This is a genomic window from Roseococcus sp. GW821-FHT12F05 (assembly GCF_058806835.1).
Genome location: NZ_JBXAQB010000002.1, coordinates 563002 through 587625 on the forward strand (window position 1 = coordinate 563002; position 24624 = coordinate 587625).

Annotated in this window: 25 protein-coding genes; 18 read left to right on the plus strand and 7 right to left on the minus strand. The window is 69.5% G+C overall.

The features are described 5' to 3' along the window. Nucleotides 1-76 precede the first annotated feature (76 nt). On the plus strand, nucleotides 77-1123 hold the full coding sequence (locus AC1ROY_RS07495) for a hydroxyacid dehydrogenase (protein ID WP_493148055.1): 1047 nt from the start codon (nucleotides 77-79) through the stop codon (nucleotides 1121-1123). 56 nt (nucleotides 1124-1179) lie between these two features. Here the strand turns inward: AC1ROY_RS07495 and AC1ROY_RS07500 are convergent, their stop codons facing one another. Further along, nucleotides 1180-1524 carry a hypothetical protein gene (locus AC1ROY_RS07500; protein WP_493148056.1) on the minus strand — a complete coding sequence of 115 codons (345 nt, stop codon included), beginning with the start codon at nucleotides 1522-1524 and terminating at the stop codon, nucleotides 1180-1182. Between the two features lie 171 nt (nucleotides 1525-1695). On the opposite strand from AC1ROY_RS07500, the gene AC1ROY_RS07505 reads away from it, so the two are divergent. Next, nucleotides 1696-2343, plus strand: a complete 648-nt coding sequence (locus AC1ROY_RS07505) for a hypothetical protein (RefSeq protein ID WP_493148057.1) — start codon at nucleotides 1696-1698, stop codon at nucleotides 2341-2343. A gap of 56 nt (nucleotides 2344-2399) precedes the next feature. On the opposite strand, the gene AC1ROY_RS07510 is transcribed toward AC1ROY_RS07505, so the two are convergent. Next, complete coding sequence (locus AC1ROY_RS07510) at nucleotides 2400-2954, minus strand: gamma-glutamylcyclotransferase (protein WP_493148058.1); 555 nt, start codon at nucleotides 2952-2954, stop codon at nucleotides 2400-2402. A gap of 64 nt (nucleotides 2955-3018) precedes the next feature. Between AC1ROY_RS07510 and AC1ROY_RS07515 the strand changes: the two genes are divergently transcribed. The 9 genes from AC1ROY_RS07515 (at nucleotide 3019) to AC1ROY_RS07555 (ending at nucleotide 11475) form a co-directional block, all read left to right on the plus strand. Beyond that, on the plus strand, nucleotides 3019-3927 hold the full coding sequence (locus AC1ROY_RS07515; RefSeq protein WP_493148059.1) for a DUF2125 domain-containing protein: 909 nt from the start codon (nucleotides 3019-3021) through the stop codon (nucleotides 3925-3927). Continuing rightward, on the plus strand, nucleotides 3927-4322 hold the full coding sequence (locus tag AC1ROY_RS07520; protein WP_493148060.1) for a nuclear transport factor 2 family protein: 396 nt from the start codon (nucleotides 3927-3929) through the stop codon (nucleotides 4320-4322). The genes AC1ROY_RS07515 and AC1ROY_RS07520 overlap by 1 nt, the downstream gene beginning before the upstream one ends. Before the next feature lie 52 nt (nucleotides 4323-4374). Next, complete coding sequence (locus AC1ROY_RS07525) at nucleotides 4375-5382, plus strand: NAD-dependent epimerase/dehydratase family protein (protein ID WP_493148061.1); 1008 nt, start codon at nucleotides 4375-4377, stop codon at nucleotides 5380-5382. Between the two features lie 25 nt (nucleotides 5383-5407). Beyond that, entirely contained in the window at nucleotides 5408-6358 is a 951-nt protein-coding gene (locus tag AC1ROY_RS07530) for a tripartite tricarboxylate transporter substrate binding protein (protein ID WP_493148062.1), read from the plus strand. After that, nucleotides 6358-7188, plus strand: coding sequence for an SDR family NAD(P)-dependent oxidoreductase (locus tag AC1ROY_RS07535; RefSeq protein WP_493148063.1), 831 nt, complete (start codon nucleotides 6358-6360; stop codon nucleotides 7186-7188). Before AC1ROY_RS07530 ends, AC1ROY_RS07535 begins: the two co-directional genes overlap by 1 nt. Before the next feature lie 86 nt (nucleotides 7189-7274). Beyond that, nucleotides 7275-8282 carry a hypothetical protein gene (locus tag AC1ROY_RS07540; protein ID WP_493148064.1) on the plus strand — a complete coding sequence of 336 codons (1008 nt, stop codon included), beginning with the start codon at nucleotides 7275-7277 and terminating at the stop codon, nucleotides 8280-8282. A 100-nt stretch (nucleotides 8283-8382) separates the two neighbouring features. Then, nucleotides 8383-9471, plus strand: coding sequence for an NAD/NADP octopine/nopaline dehydrogenase family protein (locus AC1ROY_RS07545; RefSeq protein WP_493148065.1), 1089 nt, complete (start codon nucleotides 8383-8385; stop codon nucleotides 9469-9471). Beyond that, the gene (locus AC1ROY_RS07550) at nucleotides 9461-10453 is read left to right on the plus strand and encodes a 3-hydroxybutyryl-CoA dehydrogenase (RefSeq protein ID WP_493148066.1); all 993 of its coding nucleotides are present in this window, start codon (nucleotides 9461-9463) and stop codon (nucleotides 10451-10453) included. Before AC1ROY_RS07545 ends, AC1ROY_RS07550 begins: the two co-directional genes overlap by 11 nt. A gap of 53 nt (nucleotides 10454-10506) precedes the next feature. Continuing rightward, nucleotides 10507-11475 carry a Bug family tripartite tricarboxylate transporter substrate binding protein gene (locus AC1ROY_RS07555; protein ID WP_493148067.1) on the plus strand — a complete coding sequence of 323 codons (969 nt, stop codon included), beginning with the start codon at nucleotides 10507-10509 and terminating at the stop codon, nucleotides 11473-11475. Nucleotides 11476-11534: 59 nt separating this feature from the next. On the opposite strand, the gene AC1ROY_RS07560 is transcribed toward AC1ROY_RS07555, so the two are convergent. The 3 genes from AC1ROY_RS07560 to AC1ROY_RS07570 form a co-directional block, all read right to left on the minus strand. Then, nucleotides 11535-12101, minus strand: a complete 567-nt coding sequence (locus AC1ROY_RS07560) for a hypothetical protein (RefSeq protein WP_493148068.1) — start codon at nucleotides 12099-12101, stop codon at nucleotides 11535-11537. 82 nt (nucleotides 12102-12183) lie between these two features. Further along, nucleotides 12184-12696: a DinB family protein gene (locus AC1ROY_RS07565; protein ID WP_493148069.1), complete on the minus strand. Its 513-nt coding sequence runs from the start codon at nucleotides 12694-12696 to the stop codon at nucleotides 12184-12186. A 62-nt stretch (nucleotides 12697-12758) separates the two neighbouring features. Continuing rightward, complete coding sequence (locus tag AC1ROY_RS07570; RefSeq protein WP_493148070.1) at nucleotides 12759-13274, minus strand: DinB family protein; 516 nt, start codon at nucleotides 13272-13274, stop codon at nucleotides 12759-12761. A gap of 95 nt (nucleotides 13275-13369) precedes the next feature. Between AC1ROY_RS07570 and AC1ROY_RS07575 the strand changes: the two genes are divergently transcribed. After that, a complete protein-coding gene (locus tag AC1ROY_RS07575; RefSeq protein ID WP_493148071.1) occupies nucleotides 13370-14512 on the plus strand; it encodes a patatin-like phospholipase family protein in 1143 nt (380 codons plus the stop codon). On the opposite strand, the gene AC1ROY_RS07580 is transcribed toward AC1ROY_RS07575, so the two are convergent. Continuing rightward, a complete protein-coding gene (locus tag AC1ROY_RS07580; protein WP_493148073.1) occupies nucleotides 14496-15497 on the minus strand; it encodes a GNAT family N-acetyltransferase in 1002 nt (333 codons plus the stop codon). The two genes, AC1ROY_RS07575 and AC1ROY_RS07580, sit on opposite strands and share 17 nt — an antisense overlap. Before the next feature lie 182 nt (nucleotides 15498-15679). Further along, nucleotides 15680-16882: a pyridoxal phosphate-dependent aminotransferase gene (locus AC1ROY_RS07585; protein ID WP_493148074.1), complete on the minus strand. Its 1203-nt coding sequence runs from the start codon at nucleotides 16880-16882 to the stop codon at nucleotides 15680-15682. Between the two features lie 111 nt (nucleotides 16883-16993). On the opposite strand from AC1ROY_RS07585, the gene AC1ROY_RS07590 reads away from it, so the two are divergent. The 6 genes from AC1ROY_RS07590 (at nucleotide 16994) to AC1ROY_RS07615 (ending at nucleotide 24547) form a co-directional block, all read left to right on the plus strand. Continuing rightward, nucleotides 16994-17950, plus strand: a complete 957-nt coding sequence (locus AC1ROY_RS07590; protein ID WP_493148076.1) for an acetyl-CoA carboxylase carboxyltransferase subunit alpha — start codon at nucleotides 16994-16996, stop codon at nucleotides 17948-17950. A gap of 41 nt (nucleotides 17951-17991) precedes the next feature. Beyond that, a complete protein-coding gene (locus AC1ROY_RS07595) occupies nucleotides 17992-19458 on the plus strand; it encodes an MFS transporter (protein ID WP_493148078.1) in 1467 nt (488 codons plus the stop codon). 221 nt (nucleotides 19459-19679) lie between these two features. After that, entirely contained in the window at nucleotides 19680-21449 is a 1770-nt protein-coding gene (locus tag AC1ROY_RS07600) for a putative bifunctional diguanylate cyclase/phosphodiesterase (RefSeq protein ID WP_493148366.1), read from the plus strand. Nucleotides 21450-21758: 309 nt separating this feature from the next. Further along, complete coding sequence (locus AC1ROY_RS07605) at nucleotides 21759-21980, plus strand: hypothetical protein (protein WP_493148079.1); 222 nt, start codon at nucleotides 21759-21761, stop codon at nucleotides 21978-21980. Between the two features lie 133 nt (nucleotides 21981-22113). Beyond that, nucleotides 22114-23583, plus strand: coding sequence for an Eco57I restriction-modification methylase domain-containing protein (locus AC1ROY_RS07610; RefSeq protein WP_493148081.1), 1470 nt, complete (start codon nucleotides 22114-22116; stop codon nucleotides 23581-23583). Beyond that, nucleotides 23576-24547, plus strand: a complete 972-nt coding sequence (locus AC1ROY_RS07615) for a hypothetical protein (RefSeq protein WP_493148082.1) — start codon at nucleotides 23576-23578, stop codon at nucleotides 24545-24547. The genes AC1ROY_RS07610 and AC1ROY_RS07615 overlap by 8 nt, the downstream gene beginning before the upstream one ends. Nucleotides 24548-24624 lie beyond the last annotated feature (77 nt).

Consider the following 24624-nt stretch of genomic DNA (forward strand, 5'->3'; position numbering starts at 1 on the left):
GCCCCGCAACCGGCCCCCTTTGCAAGCGGGCCGCCTTGGGCGAGCCTGGACGGGACAAGGGAGTGATCGTTCGACTATGCCCAAATTCCGCCTGGCCTATTACGGCTTCGTGCCCCACCCGATGTTCCTGGAGACCTGCGCCAAGGATCCCGACCTCGAGGTCATCCACATCCCGCTCGAGGCCAGCACGGCCGAGGCCGTGCAGACCCTCTCCTCCTGCCACGGCTACTACGTCATGGCCTCGCGCGACGAGCTGCCCAAGCCGCTGCACGTCCATGCCGAGCTGCTGTCCAAGCTCCCGAACCTTCTGGTCGCCGCGAGCTACGGCGCCGGCTACGACCCGCTCGACCCCATCGCCTGCACCGAGGCCGGCGTGGCCCTCGTCAACCAGGCCGGCGGCAATGCCGAGGGCGTGGCCGAGCACGCCGTCGGCATGATGCTCGCCTGCCTCAAGCGCATGCCCGAGGCGCACGCCGCCATGAAAGCCGGCACCGCGCAGAACCGCGCGGCGCTCATGGGCCGCGACCTGCGCGGACGCACGGTCGGCCTCATCGGCAGCGGCCATGTCGGCAGCCGGGTCTCGGAGATCTGCCGCCTCGCCTTCGGCTGCAACATGATCGCCGCCGACCCCTATCTCGACGCGGAGACGATGAAGGCCCGCGGCGTCACCAAGGTCGATTTCGACACGCTCCTCGCCCAGGCCGACGTGATCAGCGTCCACTGCCCGCTGACGCCCGAGACGCGCGGCATGATCGACGCCAAGGCCTTCGCGAAGATGAAGAAGGGCGTGGTCTTCATCACCACGGCGCGCGGCTCGATCCACGACGAGGACGACCTGCTGGCCGCGCTGAACTCCGGCCAGGTCGCCAGCGCCGGCCTCGACGTCTGGGAGCTGGAGCCGCCGCCGACGGACCACCCGCTGCTGCACCACCCCGCCGTGATCGCCAGCCAGCACACCGCCGGCGTGACGCACGAAAGCCGCGGGAACATCACGAGGATCGCGGCGCTGGCCTTCTCGGACCTCGCCGCCGGGCGGATGCCGCCGCGCATCGTGAACCCCGAGGTGAAGCCGCGCTTCGCGGAACGCTACAAGGCGGCGTTCGGGATCGACCTGAAGGAGTAGCGAGGGGCTCCGCCCCCTCGACCCCCGCCAGGGGCCACGGGCCCCTGGACCCGCGATCACCGCGCCGCCCGGCGCAGCACCGCGCAGAGCCGCGAGAAGCTCAGCCAGAACCCGCCATGGCCGGGCGCGTCGTCCGGCTTGCCGTTCACCAGCGGCTCGCCCCGCCGCAGCAGCCCGAGCCGCGCCTCCATCCGCCCGCGCATGTTCTCGAGAAACGCGTCCGTGGCCGACAGATACTGCTCCATCAGCTCCGCCACGATCTCGATCTCCACCGAGGCGCGCCCCTCCACCGTGAAGCGCTTCAGCCAGCGCGTCTCGCCCAGCAGGGTCAGGTGCAGCCGGTGCAGCTCGGCCAGATGCCGCGTGCAGCGGATGCGCGCCTCGCGCACATCGTCCTCCATGGCGTGTCCTCCGCCACGGAGCTTCGTGGAAAAGGGTTAACCGGGGCTTACGGCGCGGCTGGACGGCCGGGGCGCCGGTCGGCGATCCCCGCATTTCTGCGAATGGCGGAGGAAACTTTCCGGCCGGCGGAGCCGAACACCTGGCCATGTCATGCCGAAGGAGGAACTGACATGGCGAACCAGCGCATCGCGATCGGGCAGTCGCTCTACTTCTTCCAGAACCGGGTCGCCCACGCGACGGACTGCATCATCCTAGCGCAATTCGCGCAGCACGTCGTCATCGGCGGGATGGCCGTCCCGGCCGGCCAGGAGGTCACCTTCTACGAGGGGGACGTGGCTCGCCTGAAGACCGGCCGCATGGACAGCGACGACCTGACCCTTCTGCGCCGGGGCGGGCTGAGCTCTTTCGTCGAGGCGGTGTACCGCTCCATCCAGCACACCATCACGGGCGCTGCTTCCTCGAACAAGATGGCGCGCGCGGCGAAGACCTACGCCCATGGCCACCACTGCGCGAACCCGCTGCTCCTGAAGGGGAGCCTCGGCAAGGCCGTCGCCTACGCGCCCTGGTCGGGCCAGGGCGATGACGAGAGCAAGTACGAGAAGGTCAGCTACTACGACAGCATCGGCCACATGGTGGGCACCCATGACGGGTGCCATGTCGTCGTCCCGCGGAACCGGGCCTTCCATCCGGCGGTGAGTCTTCTCGAGACGATGATCGCCGTGCGCCACCAGTTCCCGCGCGTGGTGCGCTTCCATGTGCCCTTCTCCGAGCCGATCCACGGGAAGGGGCATGGCGGCGGCCTGCTGGGCGCGGCCTGAAGGCTTCAGCCTGTTCTCCGCCCGCGGCCCGCGATCGTGGGGCCGGGAGGCCGGCATCAGCCGGGCCTTGCCATCACCAGCCGGACCAGCCGCTCGAGCTTCGGGTCGCGCAGGCCCAGCGAGGCGAGCTGCCGCGCCGTGTTCACGAGGTAGTCGCGGTTGAGCCCCGCCTGCCCGCGCCCGCGCGCGATCGCGGCCGCCGTGCTCTCCTCGCAGGGCCGGCAATAGGCCGGGTGCGCCCTGTCGGCGACATAGGCGATGCCCCGCACCACCCGTCCCGAAGCCAGCCGCAGGCTCATCACCCGGCAATGATACACTTTGTCGCCGTTGAGGTTCTCGCGCGCCTCCAGGTAGTCCAGCACCTCCGGCGCGTCGTCGGCCGCCACCCGGAAGGCCACGCCCCGGCAGCTCCCGCCCCGGTCCAGCCCGAGCACCAGCCCCGGCGCCTCCGGCGTCCCGCGATAATGCTGCGACCACAGGCAGAAGCGCCGGTGGAAGCCGCGCAGGGTCGCGGGCTCATGCCCCAGATTGGGAAAACCCGGCCGCCAGATCAGCGAGCCATAGGCGAAGACATAGAGATGCCCATCGGCATCCAGCGGCAGGGACGACACCCTCGAGGGCACCTTTGCGAAACGAGTTTCCCTCTATAATCCGTCTCGCATGGCGAAAAAATGGTTGGCCGTTCTCGTGGTGTTCATCGCCCTGGCGGGGGGCGGCGCCTATTACGTCTGGCAGGAGGCCACCGCCCGGCTCGAATCCGAGCTCGCGATCTGGGTCCGCGCCCGCACCGCCGAAGGCTGGCGCATCACCGCCGCGCCGCCGGTGCGCACCGGCTTCCCGCTCGCCGCCGCGCTCAAGCTCGACAACCTGCGCGTGGACTCGCCGATGGGCCTCGGCTGGCGCGCCGCAACAGCGACGCTCGCCATCTACCCGCAGGACCCCCGCCAGCTGCGCCTGACGCTCGACGGCGCGCAGACGCTGGTCCACCTCAACGGCAGCACGCCGGTCCAGCAGCGCGCGCTGGCCGTCCGTATCAGGCTGGACGGCCAGGGCGGCACGCTGGAGGGCGAGGGCCTGCGCATCGGCGACGCCACGGAGATCAACCGCATCTCGGCCGAGGTCTTCAACGCCGCCGTCAACATCCGCGCCGACCTCTTCGCGGTGCAGGGGCTGCCGCGCTTCGACATCGTCCATGTCACGGGACGGCTGACGCGCCCGCCCCAGGCGACCGTCGCCGCCTGGCGCAACTCCGGCGGCGCGATCAGCCTGGAGCGCGGCGAGTTCCGCACCGGCGAGGTCGTCGCCAACCTCACGGCCACGCTGACCCTGGACCAGGCGCTGCAGCCCGAGGGCCGCGGCAACCTCCAGCTCACCGGCGCGCAGGAGGCGGTGACGCTGCTGGCCCAGGCGGGCGTGATCGCGCAGAACCAGGTGGGCGTGCTGCGCACCGTGCTCGGCCTCGCGGCCCGCGTCCCGCCCGAGGGCGGGCCGCCGCGCATCGACGCGCCGCTGGAGCTGCGCAACCGCCGCCTCACCGCCGCGCGGCTGCCGATCACGACGCTCCCCGCGATCGACTGGCGCTGATGCTCTTCGGATCAGCGCCCGAGCCCTGGTTCGCGGACTGGCTGGGCCGCGTCGTCGGCGCCATCACGCAGCACGATATTTCTCTCCTCGACGGCGCCTTCGCACCGGAGGCGCGCTACTTCCTCAAGCCCCACGCGCCGCCGCTCGAAGGTCCCGAGGCCATCCTGCGCCACGTCGCCGCGCAGTTCGGCGGCCAGCGCGACCTGAGCTGCACGACCGAGATCCTCGGCTTCACGCCGGTCTCCGCGCTGGTGCGCTGGAAGGCGGACTACACGCTGACCGCGACCGGCACGCGCGAGGCCTATGACGGGCTCGTGATCTACCGCTTCGACGCCGATCGCCGCTGCATCCTGCGCCAGAGCTGGGCCGTGCAGCGGAGTCCCGCATTGCCCTGAGGGGCGCAGCGCTCCACACTCGCCTCCAGAAAAAGACTTCTGGAGGAAATGCATGGCTTCGGTGCCCATCGCCGGTGGCAGGTTCATCATCATCGGCGGCGGCAGCCTGGTGGGCTCCGCCACGGCCGCCGAGCTGCTCGACGCCGGCGCGGCGGAGGTCCGCCTCTTCGACAACTTCTCCATGGGCGCCGAATCCGCCGTCGCGCATCTCAAGGACAATCCGCGGCTGAAGATCATCCGCGGCGACGTGATGCGCATGGCCGACCTGCTGTCGGCCCTGGAGGGCTGCGACGGCGCGCTGCTGCTCGCCGCCTACATGACGCTGAACATGGACCGCGACCCCTGGGGCGGCCTCGACGTCAACATCCGCGGCGTGCAGAACGCGCTCGAGGCCGCGGCGACGCGGGGCGTGGAGAAGGTCGTCTTCGCCTCCTCCAACGCGGTCTACGGCTACGGCCCCGGCATCCACGGCGACCTGATCGAGACCACGCCCTTCTTCTCCGAGGGCGCGCCGCCGGCCGCCATCCTCTACGGCGCCACCAAGATCATCGGCGAGCAGCTCTGCCGCACCTACACGGCCAAGCGCGGCCTCCCGCATGTCGTGCTGCGCTACTCCACCGTCTACGGCGAGCGCCAGCACCACCGAGCCGCCAACGCGCTCTACATCATCGAGACGCTGGAGAAGCTGCGGAAGGGCGAGCCGCCCGAGATCTTCGGCGACGGCAGCGAGACCAAGCACTTCGTCTATGTGGGCGACCTCGCCCGCGCCAACCGGATGGCCTTCGAGAGCAAGGCCAGCAACGTCGCCGTGAACTGCTCGGGCCCCTCGCCCGTGACGACGAAGCAGCTCGTGGCCCTGGTGACGGAGCTCGCCGGCGGCGGGCCCGCGCCCGTCTTCGTCGGCGACACGCCGGGCAAGGTGCGGCTCACCTCCGGCGGCGCCTTCCGCATCGCGCATGAGAAGGCCTTCGAGACCATCGGCTGGAAGCCGCAGGTGGACATGAAGGAAGGGCTCGGCCGGCTCATCGCCTGGCTCAAGGGCAACGAAGCCAAGGCCTAGCGGCCACAGGGAGGAAAGAACCACGATGAAAAGACGCACACTGCTCGCCACCTCGCCCGCGCTGCTCGCGGCCCCGGCCCTCGCCCAGTCCTGGCGGCCCGACCGGCCCATCGAGATCGTCGTCGGCTTCACCGCCGGCGGCGCCACCGACGTGGACGCCCGCCTCTACGCCCGCTTCCTGGAGCCGCGCCTCGGCGGCACCGTGGTCGTCTCCAACCGCCCCGGCGCGGGCGGCGAGGTCGCGCTGGCGGCCGTCGCGCGCGGGCGCCCCGACGGCACCATCATCGGCACCACCAACATGCCGGGCCTGCTGACCATCCCCATCGAGCGTCCCGCGCAGTTCAAGCTCGAGGACTTCCACGGCATCGGCAACCTGATCGGCGATCCCTCCGCCATCTCGGTCGCCGCCTCCTCGCCCTACCAGACCATCGAGCAGCTCTTCGAGGCCGCCCGCCGCGCCCCCGAGACCATCACCTTCGGCTCGCCCGGCATCGGCACGGACGATCACCTGCTGATGGTGCTCCTCCAGGCCGCGACGGGGCTGCGCTTCAACCACGTGGCCTTCCAGGGCGATCCGCCGATCCGCACGGCGATCCTGGGCAACCAGATCGTCGCGACCGGCCTCAACCTCGGCTACGTGCTCACCAACAACGAGGGCATGCGCCTGCTGGCCCTCGCGGCGTCGCAGCGCAGCCGCTTCGCGCCCGACCTTCCGACGCTGCAGGAGAAGGGCGTGAACGTGAACATGGCCTCCGAGCGCGGCCTCGTGATGCCGTCCGCCACGCCCGCGCACATCATCTCGCGCTACCGCGAGGCGACCGAGGACATCGCGAAGGACCCCGAGTTCATCAAGGCCATCGAGGCGCGCTCGCTGCTGGTGCAGTTCGAGCCCGGCGACGCCTGGTTCACGCGGCTCCGCCGGGACGAGCAGCGCTACCGGCAGATCTGGGCCAGCACGCCCTGGGCGCAGCGGTAGTGTCCCCGCCCGAAGGTCTGAACCGGCCGGGCAGCGGCCGGCTCGCCGGCAAGAGGGTCCTCATCCTCGGCGCCGGCTCCGTCGGCGAGGGGATCGGCAACGGCCGCGCCATGGCCGTCCTCTTCGCGCGCGAGGGCGCGCAGGTCGCCTGCGTGGACCTGCACCTCGCCGCCGCCGAGGAGACCACCGCCCTCATCGCGAAGGAGGGCGGCCAGGCCTTCGCGCTCGCCGGCGACGTCACGCAGGAGAGCGAGATCGCCCGCATCGTCGCGGCCACGCTCGCCGCCTTCGGCCGCATCGACATTCTCGTGAACAATGTCGGCGGCAGCGTGCCCGGCGGCCCCGAGGAGCTGACGCCCGAGGCCTGGCACCGCCAGTTCCACCACAACCTGCACTACGTCCATCTCAGCACGCGCGCGATCCTGCCGCTGATGAGGAAGCAGGGCGGCGGGGCGATCGTGAACCTCTCCTCCATCGCGGCGCTGCGCAACATCGGCAACGACCTCATGGCCTATGCCGCCTCCAAGGCCGGCGTGACGGCGCTGTCGAAGATGATCGCGGTGCGCTACGCCCCGCACGGCATCCGCTGCAACGTCGTGGTGCCCGGCCTCATGCACACGCCGCTGGTCGAGGCGCGGCTCGCGGGACAGCGCAGCGGCGGCGACGTGGCCGCGATCGTGGCGCGCCGCAACGCCCAGCCGCCCATGGGCCGGATGGGCGACGCCTGGGACGTCGCCTATGCCGCGCTCTACCTCGCCTCCGACGAGGCGAAGTACGTGACGGGCGTGGAGATCGTCGTCGATGGCGGGCTGACGCTGAAGACTCCCTGATGACGGGGCGGCCATGACATGGCGCGGAAGGCGGCGGCCGGTTAAGATGCCGTCGAACGCAATCCGCTGGATGCATGACGGGACCGATGGAATCAGCCGAGCTTCGACAGCTGGGCACGGAGGCGGAGCTCGCGCCCCTGGCCCTTGACCGCGCCAATCGCCCCAAGGATTTCCGCGCGATGAAGGAGGTCGGGGACTACTATCTCGACTTCACGCCGGACGGCGAGGATCTCGTCCTCTCCTTCGACGCCGACGACAGCGTCCCCGCCCCCAATCGCCTGCCCTGGCTCCACAGGCCGTTCCGCGACCAGGGGCTGGCCGTGCTCGGCGTCAAGGTGAAGCGCGCCGACTGGTATCGCGGCGAGGCCCTCCACGATTTCTTCCAGTCGCCGGATTTCCGCTTCCTCACGGGGGCCTATGACAGGGTTCTCTTCACCGGCTCCTCGATGGGCGGCTTCGCCGCGCTGACCTTCTGCACGCCGGGCTCGCTCGTCGTGGCCCACAACCCGCCGACGAACCTCGACCCCCAGCTGACCCCCTGGGACACGCGCTTCCCCGAGAGCCGGTCGCTGGACTGGAGCGGCCGCTTCGCGCGGGCGGAGGAGGGCGCGCGGCAGGCGGCCCGGGTCTTCGTGACCTACGATCCCTTCGACGGGATCGACTCCCGCCACGTGGACCGCCTCGATCCCGCCAATCTCGTCCGGCTCAAGGCGCCGCTCCTGGGCCACCCGCTGGCCGGCTTCCTGCGGCGGATCGGCCTCCTCGCCGAGCTGGTGCCGCTGGCCCTCTCCGGCGAGCTCACCCCGGAATGGTGGCACGCCGCGATCCGGAAGCGGCGCGACCTGGCGCGCTACCACCTGCTCATGGCCGAGCATCTGCAGACGCCGGACCGGGTCGCGAGGCTGATGGCGCGGGCCTGGCATCTCAGCGCGGACGAACGCCGGACCCAGGAGCGCATCCGCCGCATGGCGTCCGGCCGGAAGCTGGACGAGCTGTTCGAGCGCTACCTCACCGAGGAGCCGGCGGTCAAAGTGGCCGGCCCCGCCGGCCCGGACGAGGAGTTGTTCCGCCGCTTCATGGCCAGCCGCGCCTGAGAGACCTGCCGCGGCTTCACCGGATGCAACCGGCCGCTCCGATCTCCGGTTGGGCGATCGGGGCATGGGCGGTAGCCTCGGGTTTTCAGGGACGCACGACATGCGGATCGCAGTCCTCGGCGGCGGAAACGGCTCCTTCGCGGCGGCGGCCGACCTGGCCCTGGCCGGCCACGAGGTCCGCCTCTGGCGCCGCGACCCCGCCGCCATCGCCGCCCACGTCGCCGCCGGTGGCCACATCACGGTGCTGGACGCTGCCGGCATCCACGAGGCCGTGCCGAAGCTGATCACCGACGACCTCGGCACCGCCGTCCACCATGCCGAGCTCATCCTCTGCCCCACGCCGGCGACCGCGCAGGCGGAGATCGCCCATCGCCTCGCGCCGCTGCTGCAGGACGGGCAGGTGGTCTATCTCCCGCCCGGCACGCTCGGCTCCGTGCTGATGGCCCACACGCTGCACGCGCACCGGCCCGGCGCGCGCGTCGCCTTCGCCGAGACGGGCACCCTCCCCTGGCTGGTCCGCAAGCGCGGCCCGCAGGAGATCGCCGTCACCATCCGCGCGAGGCGGCTGCCCACAGGCGTCTTCCCGCTGGCCCTCGCCCCGCAGGCGCTGGCCGTGATCCGCGCGGCCTTCCCGGACAGCATCGAGGATTGCGGCGACGCGCTCTCCGCCGCGCTGATGAACGCGGGGCCGATCATCCACCCGCCGCTCATCGTCATGAATGCCGGCCCGCTCGAGCATTTCCCCAAATGGGACATCCACAACGAGGGCACCCAGCCTTCCATCCGCCGCACGACGGACGCGCTGGACCTGGAGCGCATCGCCATCCGCGCCGCCTTCAGCTACGGGCCGCCGCACTTCCCGCTGGCGCACCACTACGCCGCCGAGGGCGAGGAGTGGATGTACGGCCGCCGCTCGCACGACCGCCTCACGGAATCCGGCGACTGGCGCGAGCGCATCCACCTCACCGAGCACCGCTACATGATGGAGGACACGCGGCTCGGCCTCTCGCTGCTGATCTCGGCCGCGCAGCTCGCCGGCGTGGAGGTGCCGCTCTGCCGCGCCTTCTCCGCCATCGGCGCGGCCATCCGCGGCGAGGCGCCGGACCATGCGGGACGCACGCTCGCCGATGTGGGCCTGGGCGGCCTCAACCGCACGGCGCTGAAGAAGGTGCTGCGCGATGGCTTCTGAACGCATCCTCTGTCTCGGCGCCGGCCGCATGGGCCGCGGCATCGCGGTGTGCTTCGCCTATGCGGGGCACGAGGTCGCCATCCTCGACTTCAAGCCGCGCGAGCGCGACGCCTTCGTGGAGCTCGCGAAATCCGCGCTGTCGGAGGTCCGCACCACGCTGACGGCGCTCGCCGATCTCGGCCTCTTCGACGCCGCCGATGTCACGGCGATCATGTCGCGCGTCGCCGTCGTGCCGGAAAGCGACGCCGCCCCCGCGCTGGCCGAGGCCGACATCGTCTTCGAGGGCGTGCCCGAGGTCGTCGAGACCAAGCGCGACGCGCTCGCCCGCGCCTCCGCGCTGATGCGGTCGGACGCCATCCTCGCCTCCACCACCTCCACCATCCTGGTGGACGACCTCTCCTTCATCGTCGCCGAGCCCGAGCGCTTCCTGAACGCGCACTGGCTGAACCCGGCCTATATCGTGCCGCTGGTGGAGGTCTCGCCGGGCCGCTCCACGCGGCCCGAGGTCACCGCGCGCCTCAACGCCGTGCTCGAGGCCATCGGCAAGGTCCCCGTGATCTGCGCGCCGAGCCCCGGCTTCATCGTGCCGCGCATCCAGGCGCTCGCGATGAACGAGGCCGCACGCATGGTGGAGGAGGGCGTGGCCAGCGCCGCCGACATCGACAAGGCCGTGAAATACGGCTTCGGCTTCCGCTTCGGCGTGCTCGGCATCCTCGAGTTCATCGACTGGGGCGGCGGCGACATCCTCTACCATGCGAGTCGCTACCTCAGCGGGGCGCTGCACAGCCCGCGCTACGCCGCGCCGGAGATCATCGAGCGCAACATGCGCGAGGGCCGCACCGGCCTCGCCGCCGGCCAGGGGTTTCTGGACTATCAGGGCATGGATGTGGCCGCCTACAGGCGCGCACGGCTCGGCGCGCTGGTGGAGCGCCTGCGCGCGGAAGGCCTCGCGCGGCCGCCGGTCCTGCCAGAAAAGGATTGAAGCCCGCCCGACGCTGCCCGAGGCTTCGCACCGCACCCTCGAAGGACTCCCGCATGCTCCGCCGCCGCGATCTCGGTCTTCTCGCCGGCACCGCCCTCGCCACGCGCCAGGCGCGCGCCCAGGCCTGGCAGCCCGACCGTCCCGTGCGATGGGTGGTGGGCTATCCGCCGGGCGGCGCCAGCGACATCTTCGCCCGCCTCCTCGGCCGCCTCATGACGCCGGCGCTCGGCCAGAACGTCGTGATCGAGAACCGGCCGAGCGGCGGCGCCATCGTCGCCACCGAGGCCGTCATCCGCGCCCCCGCCGACGGCCACACGCTGCTCCACGTCGACAACGGCGTGCTGGTCTACAACCCCGCGCTCTACAGCCGCCTGCCCTTCGATCCCGACAGGGACCTCATCAGCGTCGGCTTCATCGGCCGCTTCCCGCTGCTGCTGCTCGTGCGCAACGAGAGCCCCATCCAGGATTTCTCCCAGATTCTCGCCGCCTCGCGCACGCGCGCCGTCACCTATGCCACCCCCGCCGTCGCCTCGCCGCACCAGCTCGCCATGGAGGTGCTGAAGCGCCGCTCCGGCCTGAACGCGACGCATGTGCCCTATCGCGGCATGCCCGCCGTCATGCAGGACCTGCTGAGCGGCCAGGTGGATTGCGCCATCGCCGACGTGACCAACGCCACGCCCTTCCTCGCCGACCGCCGCGCGCGCGGCCTCGTGGTGATGGGCGAGGCGCGCACGCCGCGGGCCCTGGACGTGCCGACGGGCATCGAGCTCGGCATGCCCGACACGGTCGCCTATGGCTGGCAGGGGCTGTCGGTGGCCGCGGGCACGCCGGCGCCGATCGTGGCGCGGCTCTCCGCGCTGCTGAACGAGGCGATCCAGAGCCCCGACGCCGCGCGCCAGTTCCAGGACACCGGCGCCGAGCCGGTGCTGCGCGACCCCGCCCGGATGGCCGAGTTCGTGCAGCGCGAGAACGCCGTCTGGCGGCCGCTCATCCGCGAGCTCGGCATCCGGCTGGACGGGTAGCGATCGGATCGCCGAAGGGCGAAGGCCCGGAGGCGCGAATCCGATCGCCAGGGAACATCCTACCGCCGCATCGGCTCCACGCGGAGCGCGACGCTCCGGCCATAGACGATGTCCACCTGCTGGCCGGGCCGCAGCGAGCGCGCGAAGTCGATCATCTCGCGCTGCTGCGGCCGTGCCGTGCGCTGCACGCCCGACGGCCCGGTGAAGGTCACCGCGCCGGTGCGCCGGTTCACCGAATTGATGGTCACGCGCGCGCGCACCCCCTCCGCGGCGCCCACGCCGGGCAGCTGGCCGCGGGCCGTGCGCGCCTCGGCGGCGCCTGCCGCGGCCGGCGCCGCGCCGTCGGCCGGATTGGCGAGCGCCACGATCAGCGCCTCGCCGAATTCCAGCACCACGGTGTCGCCCGCGCGGACCTGCGCGAGGTTGCGCACCCGGGGCCCGGCCACGATGGTCTCGAGCGAGCCGTCCTCGCCGCGCAGCACCACCTGGCGCGTGGTGTGGTCGATCGATTCCACGACGGCGGTGGCGGTCGTGGTGCGGGTGACCGAGGCCCCCTCGGGCGCCTGCGCGAAAGCCGGCGTGGCGGCCAGCAGCCCCGTGACGAGGCCGAGTTGGAACAGGCGCATGTGATGTTCTCCCTGGGATTGGCCGCGTTCTGGGGCGGCGAGGCATGCTATATCCTGCGTCTCGCCGCTGGCGAGCCCCCGTTCATGCCGGCTCGCGCTCGACGATCCAGGGCAGGTCCGTCGCCTCCGGCCGCACGCCCGCGCGCGTGAGCAGCGCGTGAACCTGCCCGCGGTGATGCGTCTGATGGTTGAACATGTGCGCGATCAGCAGCCAGAGCGGGCGCGTGACCTCCGCCTGGCTGTTGCCGCTGAACCAGGTGAAGTCGCGCGCCATCTCGCCCGCCGTCAGCCGGCTCGCCCAGGCCTCGATGCCCGCATCCGCCGCCTCGCGCGCGCGGCGCATCGCCTCCCATCCGGGCGCGAAGTCGGGGCTGCCGGCGACGCCGCCGCCCGGCTTCTCCCAGCCGTCGAAGCGGCTCATCCAGTTGATGTCGGCCCAGAGCACGTGGCTGAGCGTGCGGTGGATGCTGCCGAAGAAGGCGCCGCCATGGGCACGCCGCTCATCCTCGTCGAGCATCGCCGCGGCCCCGAAGATGCGGCGATTCATCTCGCTGTTGTAGGCGGCCATCGTACGCGCCCAGACTGATTCCAGCATCTCGATACTCCCCCACGGCATTGAACCTAAGCCTTGCCGCGATGGGGAGGTCCGATTTGCCGTCAGGACCAGGAATCGCGGCGGACCACTGCCGTGAGATCCGTGTCCTGGGGCTTTGCGCCAGCCCGCGTCAGCAGGGCGTGAACCTGGCCGCGATGATGCGTCTGGTGATTGAAGAAATGCGTGATCGCCAGCCAGCGCGGATCGCGCCGCTCGCGCTGCATGCTGCGGCTGAACCAGACCAGTTCCTCGTCGAGCGCCTCCTGGGTGAGCCTGGCCGCCCAGGCCTCGATGTCGGCGTCCAGCCCGCGCCGCACCGACGAAAGCTCGTCCCAGTCCGCGTGGAGCGTGGTGCTGCCGGGGATGCTGGCCGAGGGCGCCTCCCAGCCGTCGAAGCGGCTCATCCAGATGCGGTCGCCCCAGACCAGGTGGTTCAGCGTGGCGTGGATGCCGCCGAAGAAGGCGCCGCGATCGGCGCGCCGCTCCGCGTCGGGGAGCGTGCCGGCCGCGGCATAGGTCCGCCGGTTCATCTCGCTGTTGTAGGCGGCCATGGCGCGGACCCAGGCGGGTTGGATCATGTCGGCCTCTTGTCATCGTTGCGCGGTGGACAGCCCGCGGCCATCGAGCCTAGCGCGGAAGGACACCCGTTGGAGCCTTCCGTGAGGAATCATTCGTGACTGGCAAGACGAAGATCGCCATCGCCTGCCAGGGCGGCGGCAGCCAGACCGCCTTCACCGCGGGCGTGCTCTCGCATCTGCTGCGCGCGGGCGTGCAGGAGGAGTTCGAGATCGTGAGCCTCTCCGGCGCCTCGGGCGGCGCCATCTGCGCCACGCTCGCCTGGTGCGGCCTGCAGTTGCGCGAGCCCGAGCCCTGGCGCCGGCTGGAGGCCTTCTGGACGGACAATACGGCGCAGCTGCCGAGCGAGCAGGCCTTCAACGACGGGCTGCTCGCCATGCTGCGGCTGGCCTCGCGCGGCAACATCCCCGTGATGAACACGACGCCCTACTCGCCGGGCCTGCGGGCCGCGATGGCGGCCTTCGGCCCGCTGCTGCGGGCCGAATACGCGGACTTCGCGACGCTGCTGCGCAAGCACCTGGACGTGGAGGCGATGGCCGCCATCCCCCGCGAGGCGAGCCCCGTGCTGCTCATCGGCGCGGTGGACATCCTGAGCGGGCGCATGCGCGAGTTCACCTCGCGCGACGGCGCCATCCGCGTCGAGCACCTGATGGCCTCGGCCGCCGTGCCGGAGCTGTTCCAGGCGGTGGATGTCGGCGACGGCGGCATGTACTGGGACGGGCTCTTCTCCGACAACCCGCCGGTCGGCGAGCTGGTGCGGCAGGAGATCGTGGGCGCGGGAAACATCCCGGACGAGATCTGGGTGGTGAAGATCAACCCCACGACATCAAACCGCGTCCCGACGCGCCCCGACGAGATCACCGACCGGCGCAACGAGCTCTACGGCAACATCTCGCTCTTCCACCAGCTCTCCGCGATCGCGAAGTTCAACGACCTCTTCCTGCAGGACGCCTTCCGGCCTGAATTCCTGGAACGAAGCCCGGTGCGGCACATGATCCGCATCCCCCGCCGCTTCGCCTATGAGCGCGAGATGCCCTACCACATGCCGCTCATCGAGATGTCGCCGGAGCTGCAGGCCTCGCTCGACTACGAGAGCAAGCTCGACCGCAGCGCGGGCCAGATGCGCCGGCTCATGGAGGACGGGGCGCGGCAGGCGGCGGCTTTTCTCGTCGCGCGCGTGCCTTCGGAAACGGCGACGGCCGCGCCGGTCTACGACCGCGAGGTCATTCCGGACGTTTGAAGAAGAAGCGCGTGGCGTAGCCCTGGCCGGTCGCATCCTGGGCGAAATCGGGGATGTAGCCCCCCTCGCTCCAGCCGAGACGGCGGTAGAGCTTCTCGCCATCGGCATCGGCCCGCGTGTCGAGGGTGATCAGCCGACGGCCGAGGCGCAGCGCGGTCTGCTCCGCCCGGCGCATCAGCGCCTCGCCGACGCCGCGCTTGCGATAGGCAGGATCGACCAGCAGCTTCACCAGCTCCGTGCGGTGCTGCTGATTCTCGGGCGTCGCGAGGTCGAGCTGCACGGTACCGACCAGCGCGCCCTCCACCCAGGCGCCGAGCAGCACGCGATGCCCCTGCGCCACCTCGGAGGAGGTGCGCTTCCAGAAGGCGCGCGATTTCTCCATCGCAAGCGGGGGCAGGAAGCTCACGAAGGCGCCGTCGGCCACGCAGGCCACCAGGATCTCCGAGAAGCGACGTTCCGCGCTGGCCGCGGCGGCCGCGTCCAGCGCCTCGACGACGAGGCCGCGCGCAGGCTTGGCGTAGCGGAACTCCAGGGATTTCGAGAGGTCGTCCAGGATGCGGATGGCGCCCTGCCGGACATAGCCGCGCTTCTCGTAGAAGGCATGCGCGGCGTTGAAGCGCGTGTCCGTCCAGAGGACCATGCGCTCGGCGCCGTGGTCGCGTGCATGCGCCTCGGCCGTGTCGAGCAGCCGGTGCGCGAGACCCGTGCCGCGCGCGGCCTTGGCCACGTACATGCGGCAGATCTCCCAGGCGCCGTCCTCGCGCATGGGGCGCGTGGCGACCATGCCGAGCGGAAGGCTTTCCCCCTTGGCCGCCCCCTCGGCCAGCCAGAGCGTGCCGCCCTTCTCGGAAAAATAGGTGGCGAGCGCACGCAGCTCCGGCAGCTCGGCATCCACGTCGAAGACGACGCCCGGAAACTCGGACCAGGCGTCGCCGATCAGGCGGATGTAGGCATCGGTGTCGGCATCGGTGCCGACGCGAAGCATCGTGTCTTCGGCCGGCCGATTCAGACCTCCGGGCGAAACCGCCCTCCGGTCATCGGACGGCATCGTGTCGGCCGGCCGATTCAGACCTCCGGGCGAAGGCGCTCTCCGGTCATCGGACGGCATCGTGCCGGCCGGCCGATTCAGACCTCCGGGCGAAGACGCCCTCCGGTCATCGGACGGCATCAGGAAAGACCTTTGCAGAACTCCTGGATACGCGTGCAGCCGTCGCGCAGGCTCTCCATGTCGGTCGCGTAGCTGATGCGCACATAGGGCGACATGCCATAGGCCGCGCCCTGCACCACGGCCACATGCGCCTCGTCCAGCAGGGCGAAGGCGAAGTCCGTGTCGTTCTCGATCTTCCTGCCGCCCTTCGTCGTCTTGCCGATGCAGCCGGCGACGTTCGGGAAGACGTAGAAGGCGCCCTCGGGCTTGTGGCAGGCGATGCCGGGCGCCTGGTTCAGCATCTCCACGACCATGTCGCGCCGCGCGCGGTATTCCGCGGCCCGCTCCTTCACCAGCTCCTGTGGCCCGTCGAGCGCCGCCGCCGCGGCCGCCTGGCCCACGGTGGAGACGCCCGCCGTGGTCTGGCCCTGCATGTTGAACATGCCCTTGATCAGCGCCGCCGGGCCCGCGCAGAAGCCGATGCGCCAGCCCGTCATCGCATAGGTCTTGGACGCGCCGTTGATGATGAGCGTGCGGTCCTTCAGCCGCGGCTCGACCTCGGCGATCGTGCAGAACTCGAAATCGTCGTAGACGAGGTGCTCGTACATGTCGTCCGTCATGACCCAGACGTCCGGATGCTTCAGCAGCACCTCGGCCAGCGCCTTCATCTCCGCGCGCGAGCAGGCCGCGCCCGTCGGATTGTTGGGAAAATTCAGCATCACCCACTTGGTCTTCGGCGTGATGGCGGCGTCGAGGTCCTCCGGCCGGATCTTGAAGCCGTTGTTCTGCGGGCAGCTCACCGTTACCGGCACGCCGCCGGCCACCTTGGCCATGTCGGCGTAGCTGACCCAGTAGGGCGAGGGGATCACCACCTCGTCGCCGGGATCGATCGTCGCCATGAAGGCGTTGAAGATGGACTGCTTGCCCCCGTTGGTGACGAGGATCTCGTCCATCGTGAAGTCGAGCTTGTTGTCGCGCTTGAACTTGCGCTGCACGGCCGCCTTCAGCGCCGGCGTCCCGCCCTGGGGCGGATACTTGGTCTGCCCGTCCAGCGCCGCCTTGTAGGCCGCCTCGATCGCATGGCGGGGCGTGGCGAAGTCCGGCTCGCCCGTGGTGAGCCCGATCACCTTCACGCCCTGGGCGGCCAGCTCGCGGGCCTTGATCGACATGGCGACCGAGGCGGAAACCTTCACATTGGCGAGACGGGCAGCAAGCGCGGGCATTTCTTGTTCCTGGCGGAGATCAAAGGGCGCGCACTCTATGTCCGGGCGCCCGGACCGCCAAGTGGACCGCCCGGTTTCCGCGGGGCGGGCTTTGGGCTAGACGGGCCGACCATGCGCCATTTCCTGGATTTCGAAAAACCCATCGCCGAGCTGGAAGGCAAGGTCGAGGAGCTCCGCCGGACCACCGATGCCGGCGGCATCGACGTGGCCGACGAGGTCGCGAAGCTGCGCGACAAGGCCGAGAAGCTGCTCGCCGCCACCTATGCCAAGCTCACCCCCTGGCAGAAGGCCCAGGTGGCCCGCCACCCCGACCGTCCCAAATGCCTGGACTACGTGCAGGCCCTCATCACCGAATGGACCCCACTGGCCGGCGACCGCGCCTTCGCCGACGACGCCGCGATCATCGGCGGCCTCGGGCGCTTCCGCGGCCGCGCCGTGGCCGTCCTCGGCACCGAGAAGGGCCACGACACCGAGACCCGCGTGCAGCACAATTTCGGCATGGCCAAGCCCGAGGGCTACCGCAAGGCGCGCCGGATCATGGAGCTGGCCGGCCGCTTCGGCATGCCCATCCTCTCCTTCGTCGACACCTCCGGCGCCTTCCCCGGCATCGAGGCCGAGGCGCGCGGCCAGGCCGAGGCCATCGCCCGCTCCATCGAGGCCGGGCTTTCCGCCCCTGTGCCCTTCGTGGCCACCATCATCGGCGAGGGCGGCTCCGGCGGCGCCATCGCGCTGGCGGCGGCCGACCGCATCCTGATGCTGGAGCACGCCATCTACTCCGTGATCTCACCCGAGGGCTGCGCCTCCATCCTCTGGCGCGACGCCGCCCAGGCGCCGACCGCCGCCGAGGCGCTGAAGCTCACCGCCGAGGACCTGAAGCGCCTCGCCCTCATCGACGCCGTGATCGCCGAGCCCCTGGGCGGCGCACATCGCGACCAGGGCGCGACCCTGGAGGCCGTGGGCGACGCCGTCTGGGCCGCGCTGGAGCCGCTGCTGCCGCTGGACGGCGCCACGCTCAAGGCCCGGCGCCGCGAGAAGTTCCTGGAAATGGGGCGCCACGCGGTGGTGTGAGGGGGAAGGCAAGCCAGCCGAAGGCTGGCAAGCTGACCCCGATGGATCATTCCGCTTCCCGCGCCGCCTTCTTCCGGGCCTTTCCCGCGGTCGGCGTCGCCATCTTCATCTCCTCCATCGACCAGACCATCACCGCCACCGCCCTGCCCGCCATGGCCGCGCATTTCGGCGTGGTGGAGCGCATGTCCTGGGTGGTGGTGGCCTATCTCATCGCCGCCACCATCGCCGCCCCCATCGTCGGCAAGCTCGGCGACGCCTATGGCCGCCGCCGCATCCTCCTCCTCGCCTTCGGCGTGCAGGCCGTGGGCTCGCTCGCCGCCGGCTTCGCCCCGAGCTTCGAGACCCTTCTCCTCGCGCGCATCCTGCACGGCTTCGGCGGCGGCGCCCTGCTCACCCTCGCCAACGCCCTGGTCGGCGAGAGCGTGGCGCCGCGCGAGCGCGGCCGCTACCAGGGCTATCTCGTCGCCTGCTTCATGAGCGCCTCCGCCATGGGCCCGCTGGCCGGCGGCTGGCTGACCCAGCACTGGGGCTGGCAATGGGTCTTCCTGGCCGGCCTGCCCTTCGTCGGCCTCGGCGTCCTCGGCGCGCTGCGCCTCCCCCGCCACGGCCCCCAGAGCGGCTCCTTCCGCTTCGACGCGCCGGGCACCCTGCTCTTCACGATCTTCGTGACGGCGCTGGTCCTGGTGCTGGACCGCGTGCAGCGCCTGAGCACCGAGGCCCTGCTGACCGCCCTGCCCATCGCCGCCGTGGCCCTGGCCGCGCTGCTCCTCCTGATGCGCGTCGAGACCCGCACGGACGACCCGCTGCTGCCCGCCTGGCTGGCGACCGACCCCGTGATCTGGCGCACCAACCTCTGCTCCGCCTGCGTGGCGGGCGTCATGGTCTCGATGATCTCCTTCATGCCGCTCTACTTCAGCGTGGTCCGCGGCGTGCCCCTCGCGACGGTGGGCGTCATGATGCTGCCGACGAGCCTTGCCGGCGGGCTCGGCGCGCTGATCTCCGGCCAGTTCGTGGCGCGGACGGGCCGGAACATGGCGCTGCCCTCGGTCATGCTCGGCGTCAGCACGCTCACGCTGAGCGCCTTCAGCTTCGCGCTGGACGCCATCCCGCTCAGCGCCCTGCCCTGGCTGCTGGCGATCGCGAGCTTCGGCTACGGCTGCTCCTTCCCCGCGGTGCAGACGACGATCCAGGCGGCGGCGGGGGTGAGCCGGATCGGCGTGGCCACGGCCTCGGTGCAGTTCACGCGCAACCTGGGCTCGGCCACGGGGACGGCGCTGCTGAGCACGGTGATCTTCGGGGCCTTCACGCTGGCGGATGCCCCGCTGGCGGCGGATTTCGCGGAGACGATGCGGGGCGGGCGCGAGGCGCTGGCGGCCCTGGCCGAGCAGGATCGGACGGCGATGGCGGCGGGGCTGTCCGGCGGGTTCCGGGCGATGTTCGCGGCGGCGGCGGTGCTGCTGGGCGTGGCGACGGTGCTGGCTTGGCGGGTGCCGTTGAGAAGGCTCTGATGCCGACAGTCCGCGAGGAAACGCCGCTCCGGAACAAGGATCGCCGCGCAGCTCCGCCCTCTGGCGCGCTGGCCCGCGTCTCGCCACGCTTCCGCGATGGTCCGGAGGGAGCGAAAGACGACGCGCGCCCTCATCGAGCATGCTAAAACAATGCCATGTGATAATTCTTATCGTGGGGCGGCGACCGGATGCTGACACACCTTCAACAATCCATCTTGAAGATGCTCTCCAACGATGAGCCCGTCGAAGCAACCGCCGACCGCATCTGCCGGGAGGCCGAAATTTTTTCCCCAGGCGTCCTGTGCTCGATGGTCACCATCGATCCGGCGGGGCGCCTGCATCCGCTCGCCGGGCCCAGCCTCCCCAATCAATATTCCGCCGCCCTCGACGGCATTCCGATCGGCCCGGAAGTCGGCTCCTGCGGGTCCGCCGCGTATTTGCGCAAGCCGGTCGCCGTCACCGACATCTCCGCCGACCACCGCTGGGCGCCCTACAAGTCCATGGCCGAGCCGCTCGGCCTGAGAGCCTGCTGGTCGAGCCCGATCGTCGGCGGCGACGAGCGCGTCATCGGCGCTTTCGGCTTCTACTATCGGGACAGCCGTGGCCCCACCGCGGACGAAGAGCGCGTCGTCCACGAATGCACCGATCTGTCGGCCATCCTGCTCGACCGGCGGGAGATCCGCGCCGAGAACTTCCGCCTGAACTACCTCGACACGCTCACCGGCCTCGGCAACCGGGCCGGCCTGGAGAGAGCCATCTCCCAGGCCGCCAGCGCCGGCCGGAAGGTCGGGCTTATCCTCCTCGATATCGACCGCCTGCGGGACGTCAACGACGAGCATGGCTATACGATAGGCGATGCCCTGATCCGGGGAGTGGCGCAGCGCATCGTGCGAGGGGTCTCGCCCGGGCGGGCCTTCCGGGTTCATGGCGGCGAGTTCGCCGTTCTCCTGGAGGACCTGGCCTCCGCCGGGATCATGTCGGGCATCGCCGAGCGGATCCTCGCCTCCATGCAATACGCCATCGCGTGCGACGGCTATCCCGTCAGGGCCACCCTCAGCTGCGGCGGCGCGACTTTCCATCCCCTGCAGTTCGCCGAGCCGGAGATCCTGCGCTGGCAGGCGGAACTGGCGCTGCGGCACGCGAAGGAGGCCGGCAGAGGCGGCTTCGTCCCCTTCGCCGAAAAGCTGGCGACGATCACCAGGCGGCGCTTCCAGGCGCTGCACACCACGAACCGCGCCCTCTCCGAGGATCGGGCGGAGGCGCATTACCAGCCGCTGGCCCAGCTGGACACCGGCGAGGTGATCGGCGTGGAGGCTCTGTTTCGTGTCCGCGCCCCGCATGGCAACATCATTTCCGCCGATGAACTGGCCCCGGCGATGCGGGCCCCTCAGGCGGCGCCCCATGTCACCGATCGCATGCTGGAGCTGGTGGCCCGCGACATGCGCCGATGGCTCGACCGGGGCATCCGGCTGCAGCATGTCGCCGTGAACCTGTCCCGGGCCGATTTCGAGCGGGATGGCCTGTGCGAGCGGATCCTGGGCGCGTTTTCGCAGCATGGGGTGCCGCTCGGCCAGATCGTCCTCAATGTGACCGAGACCGTCTATCTGGACGACGACGATCGGAGAATCATCGGGACGGTCGAGCGGTTGCGCGCGGAGGGCCTGCGCATCGCGCTCGATGATTTCGGCCTGGGCTCTGCCCCCCTGACGCACCTGCTGCATGTCCCCGCGGATCTCATCAAGGCCGACAAGAGCCTGGTGGATCGGCTTTCGCCCGGAAGCGGCGGGGAGGCCGTGTTGAGAGGCCTGGTGGAAATGGCGAACGGCCTGGGCATGACGCTGCTGGCCAAGGGGGTGGAGACCCGCGCCCAGGCCTCCGAGCTCGCCAGGCTCGGCTGCGGGCTTGGGCAGGGCTATCTGTTCGGCAAGCCCATGCCCTCGGCCGCCCTCGAACAGATGCTGCTGGACCCCGCGATGCCTCCATCGCCGTAGCTTGGTCTGACGCGATGTCCGGCCGGTTCGGGCCAAGGCAGAGGACGCCAGCCGGGCGCCGGACAGGCTCGATCCCTGCCTGATGCCGGATGCGCCGGGCGAAGAGGCGCATCGACGATCCGCTGCGGCCTTCTCCCGCGCCCGGCGTCAGCACGCTCACGCCGAGTGGCTTCGGCTACGGCTGCTCCTCCCCGCGGTGCAGACGACGATCCAGGCGGCGGCAGGAGTGAGCCGGATCGGCGTGGCCACGGCCTCGGTGCAGTTACGCGGAACCTGGGCTCGGCGACGGGGACGGCGCTGCTGAGCACGGTGATCTTCGGGGCCTTCACGCTGGCGGATGCCCCGCTGGCGGCGGATTTCGCGAAGGCCATGCGGGGCGGGCGGGAGGCGTTGGCGGCGCTAGCCGAGCAGGACCGGACGGCGATGGCGGCGGGGCTGTCGGGCGGGTTTAGGGCGATGTTCGCGGCGGCGGCGGTGCTGCTGGGGGTGGCGACGGTGCTGGCCTGGCGGGTGCCGTTGCGGAGGCTTTAAGGCCAAAGCAATCCGAGACATGCAAGGTGATGCTCGACGGCCGTGTCTTCGCTCCTTATGCAAGTCGCCTACGGACGATTCTGTCCCGATTCGCGCTGGATGATGCTCACCATTTCCATTCAAGGCGGAGTTTATGGTCCTGCTTAGTCAAAAGCATAGCGGCGCCTATTTCACACCAGACTCGGTTGTAGCCGCTCTCGTGAGTTGGGCGATCCAAAGTTCCTCCGATCGAATGCTGGATCCCTCCTGCGGAGATGGGCGCTTCCTCGCGGCGCACAGGCACAGCGTCGGCATCGAGCAAGATGTGGGAGCCGCCGCAGCGGCCATGGAACGAGCTCCCTGGGCGCTGGTTCACGAGGGGGAGTTCTTCACGTGGGCGAGCGAAACCTCCGAGCGGTTCGAGTGTGCGGCCGGCAACCCACCCTTCATACGTTACCAAACCTTCAAAGGGGTGGTGCGGAACCACGCGCTAGGACTTTGTCGCCAACTCGGCGCCGACTTCAGCGGCCTTACTTCGTCCTGGGCACCATTCCTGGTCACCACCGCCAGCCTGCTTAAGCCCGGTGGTCGAATGGCCTTCGTCGTACCGGCGGAGATTGGTCACGCGCCCTATGCTGCGCCTCTCATGGAATATTTGGTCGCAAACTTCCACGAGGTTCATCTCGTGGCCGTCCGCGCTAAATTGTTCCCCGACCTATCTGAAGATTGCTGGCTTCTGTCGGCCCGGGGCTATAGCGGGCGCACGGACCGCATCCGCTTCACCGCACTCGATCGTTTTGAACCAGATCAAATGGTGCAGCCCCCCGTCAGTGGCGAAGATGTCCCGGTTCGCGAATGGCGAGATATCTGGAGAAGGCGCCTGCGGCCCTTCGTGCTCCCTGCGTCCATCCGGTCGATCTATCGTCGCGTGGCTAAGCATCCCAAGTCGTTGCGTTTCGGTACTGCCGCAAAGATCGGCATTGGCTACGTCTCTGGTGCCAACGATTTCTTCCACCTGAAGCCCTCTTCCGCGGAAGAGCTCCGTATTCCGCCTGACCTGCTGCACCCCACCGTACGGAACGGACGGGCGTTGCCGGCGCAGCAACTCACGGAGCAAACTCTTGAGACGTGGCGAGTTGCAGATGAGCCCTTCATGCTCCTGCGGCTACCGAAGACCACGCTCTCCGCTCTGCCAAAGACAGTACAACGATATCTCGACACTGAAGCGGGACTTGAAGCAAGGGAAGCTTATAAATGCCGGATGCGTGATCCCTGGTTCTCAGTCCCCGACGTGCATCAACCCGACTACTTCCTGAGTTACATGTCAGGCATCTCCGCCAGTCTCGTGCGCAACGCCGGTGGTGCCACCTGCACGAATTCGATCCATTGCGTGCATGTCCGCGATGCCGCTGCAATGAAGCGGGTGGCTGCATCCTGGACAAGCGACTTCTCCGCGCTCAGCCGAGAAATTGAGGGGCATCCACTCGGTGGTGGCATGTTGAAACTGGAACCTCGTGAAGCAACACAGATACTGGTGCCAGCCGATGAAATGCTACCGGAGCTCTCGGGAAAGGCCCTGGCGGACGCCGTGATGACGATGCGGCAGTGGCGACACTATGTCTGAACCGATCCCCGATCCCGAATTGCCGGACGAAACCAACCCTTCCGTGCAGCCGACCGAGGATCCACTCTTCCCCAAGACTTGTCAGTTCACTAGCCAGCATGCCGCACTGGCGCATTTCGCTTCTTACGAGGGCGCGACGCAGAGCCAGCAGCACATCAAACCCCTACACTGGTACGTGGCTTGTCGGCTGGTTATCGAAGGCGGCTTCCGTCCTGACGAGATTACGCCTCGACCTCCGTTCACCTTCCGCAAACACAAGGGCAAATGGCAGCTCAGCTACGATCCTGCCGTCGCCGAAGGCGGCGAAGCGACGGTATTGGGCGGGCTCAAGACTAAGAATGTTGATGTGGTGGTTAATAAGCGCGGCCTGGGGCCGGTTCTCGCGATCTCATGCAAGGGCATGACCGGGGCGTTTCGTAATCTCACCAATCGAATGGAAGAGACGATCGGCGAGTGCACTAACCTGCACATCACTTATCCGGCTATGGTGTTCGGCTATCTTTTCGTGATCCGAGCAAATCGGCAGATTGAGGAAGCGGCGACCATTGCCGGTGAAGTGCCCAATTCCCCTGCTCGACAGCTCAAGGCCAATGATGTTGCGATGGCGCTCGGCGGAGAACCAGTAGAAAGTATTATTCGCTTTCATTCGGCGCTTCGGGAACTAACCGGACGGCGCGGCATCCGAAATGATGTGTCTCGATACGAGGCGGTCTCCCTTGCTTTGGTTGAGATGGCGGATGCCGACCTGGGCGCCCTATTGCCGGCTTATCCTGCTACGGACAGTCCACTCAGAATCGAGCGATTCTTCGAGACGCTTTACCTTCGCTATGATGAACGCTTTGTTTACGCTGCACCGGACCTGAAGGCCATTACCCAACGGCTCGAATGGGCCCGAGGTTCTCCAGCTTTCGATAAATCCTCGACCATTCTGGATATCGACTACCCCATGCGCATCCTCGATTAGAATATAGTCGTCCGCATCGAAGAGAAAGAGCGAAGGTGCCACGAATACGATAAGTTCTTGATTTGTTCGCGCATGTT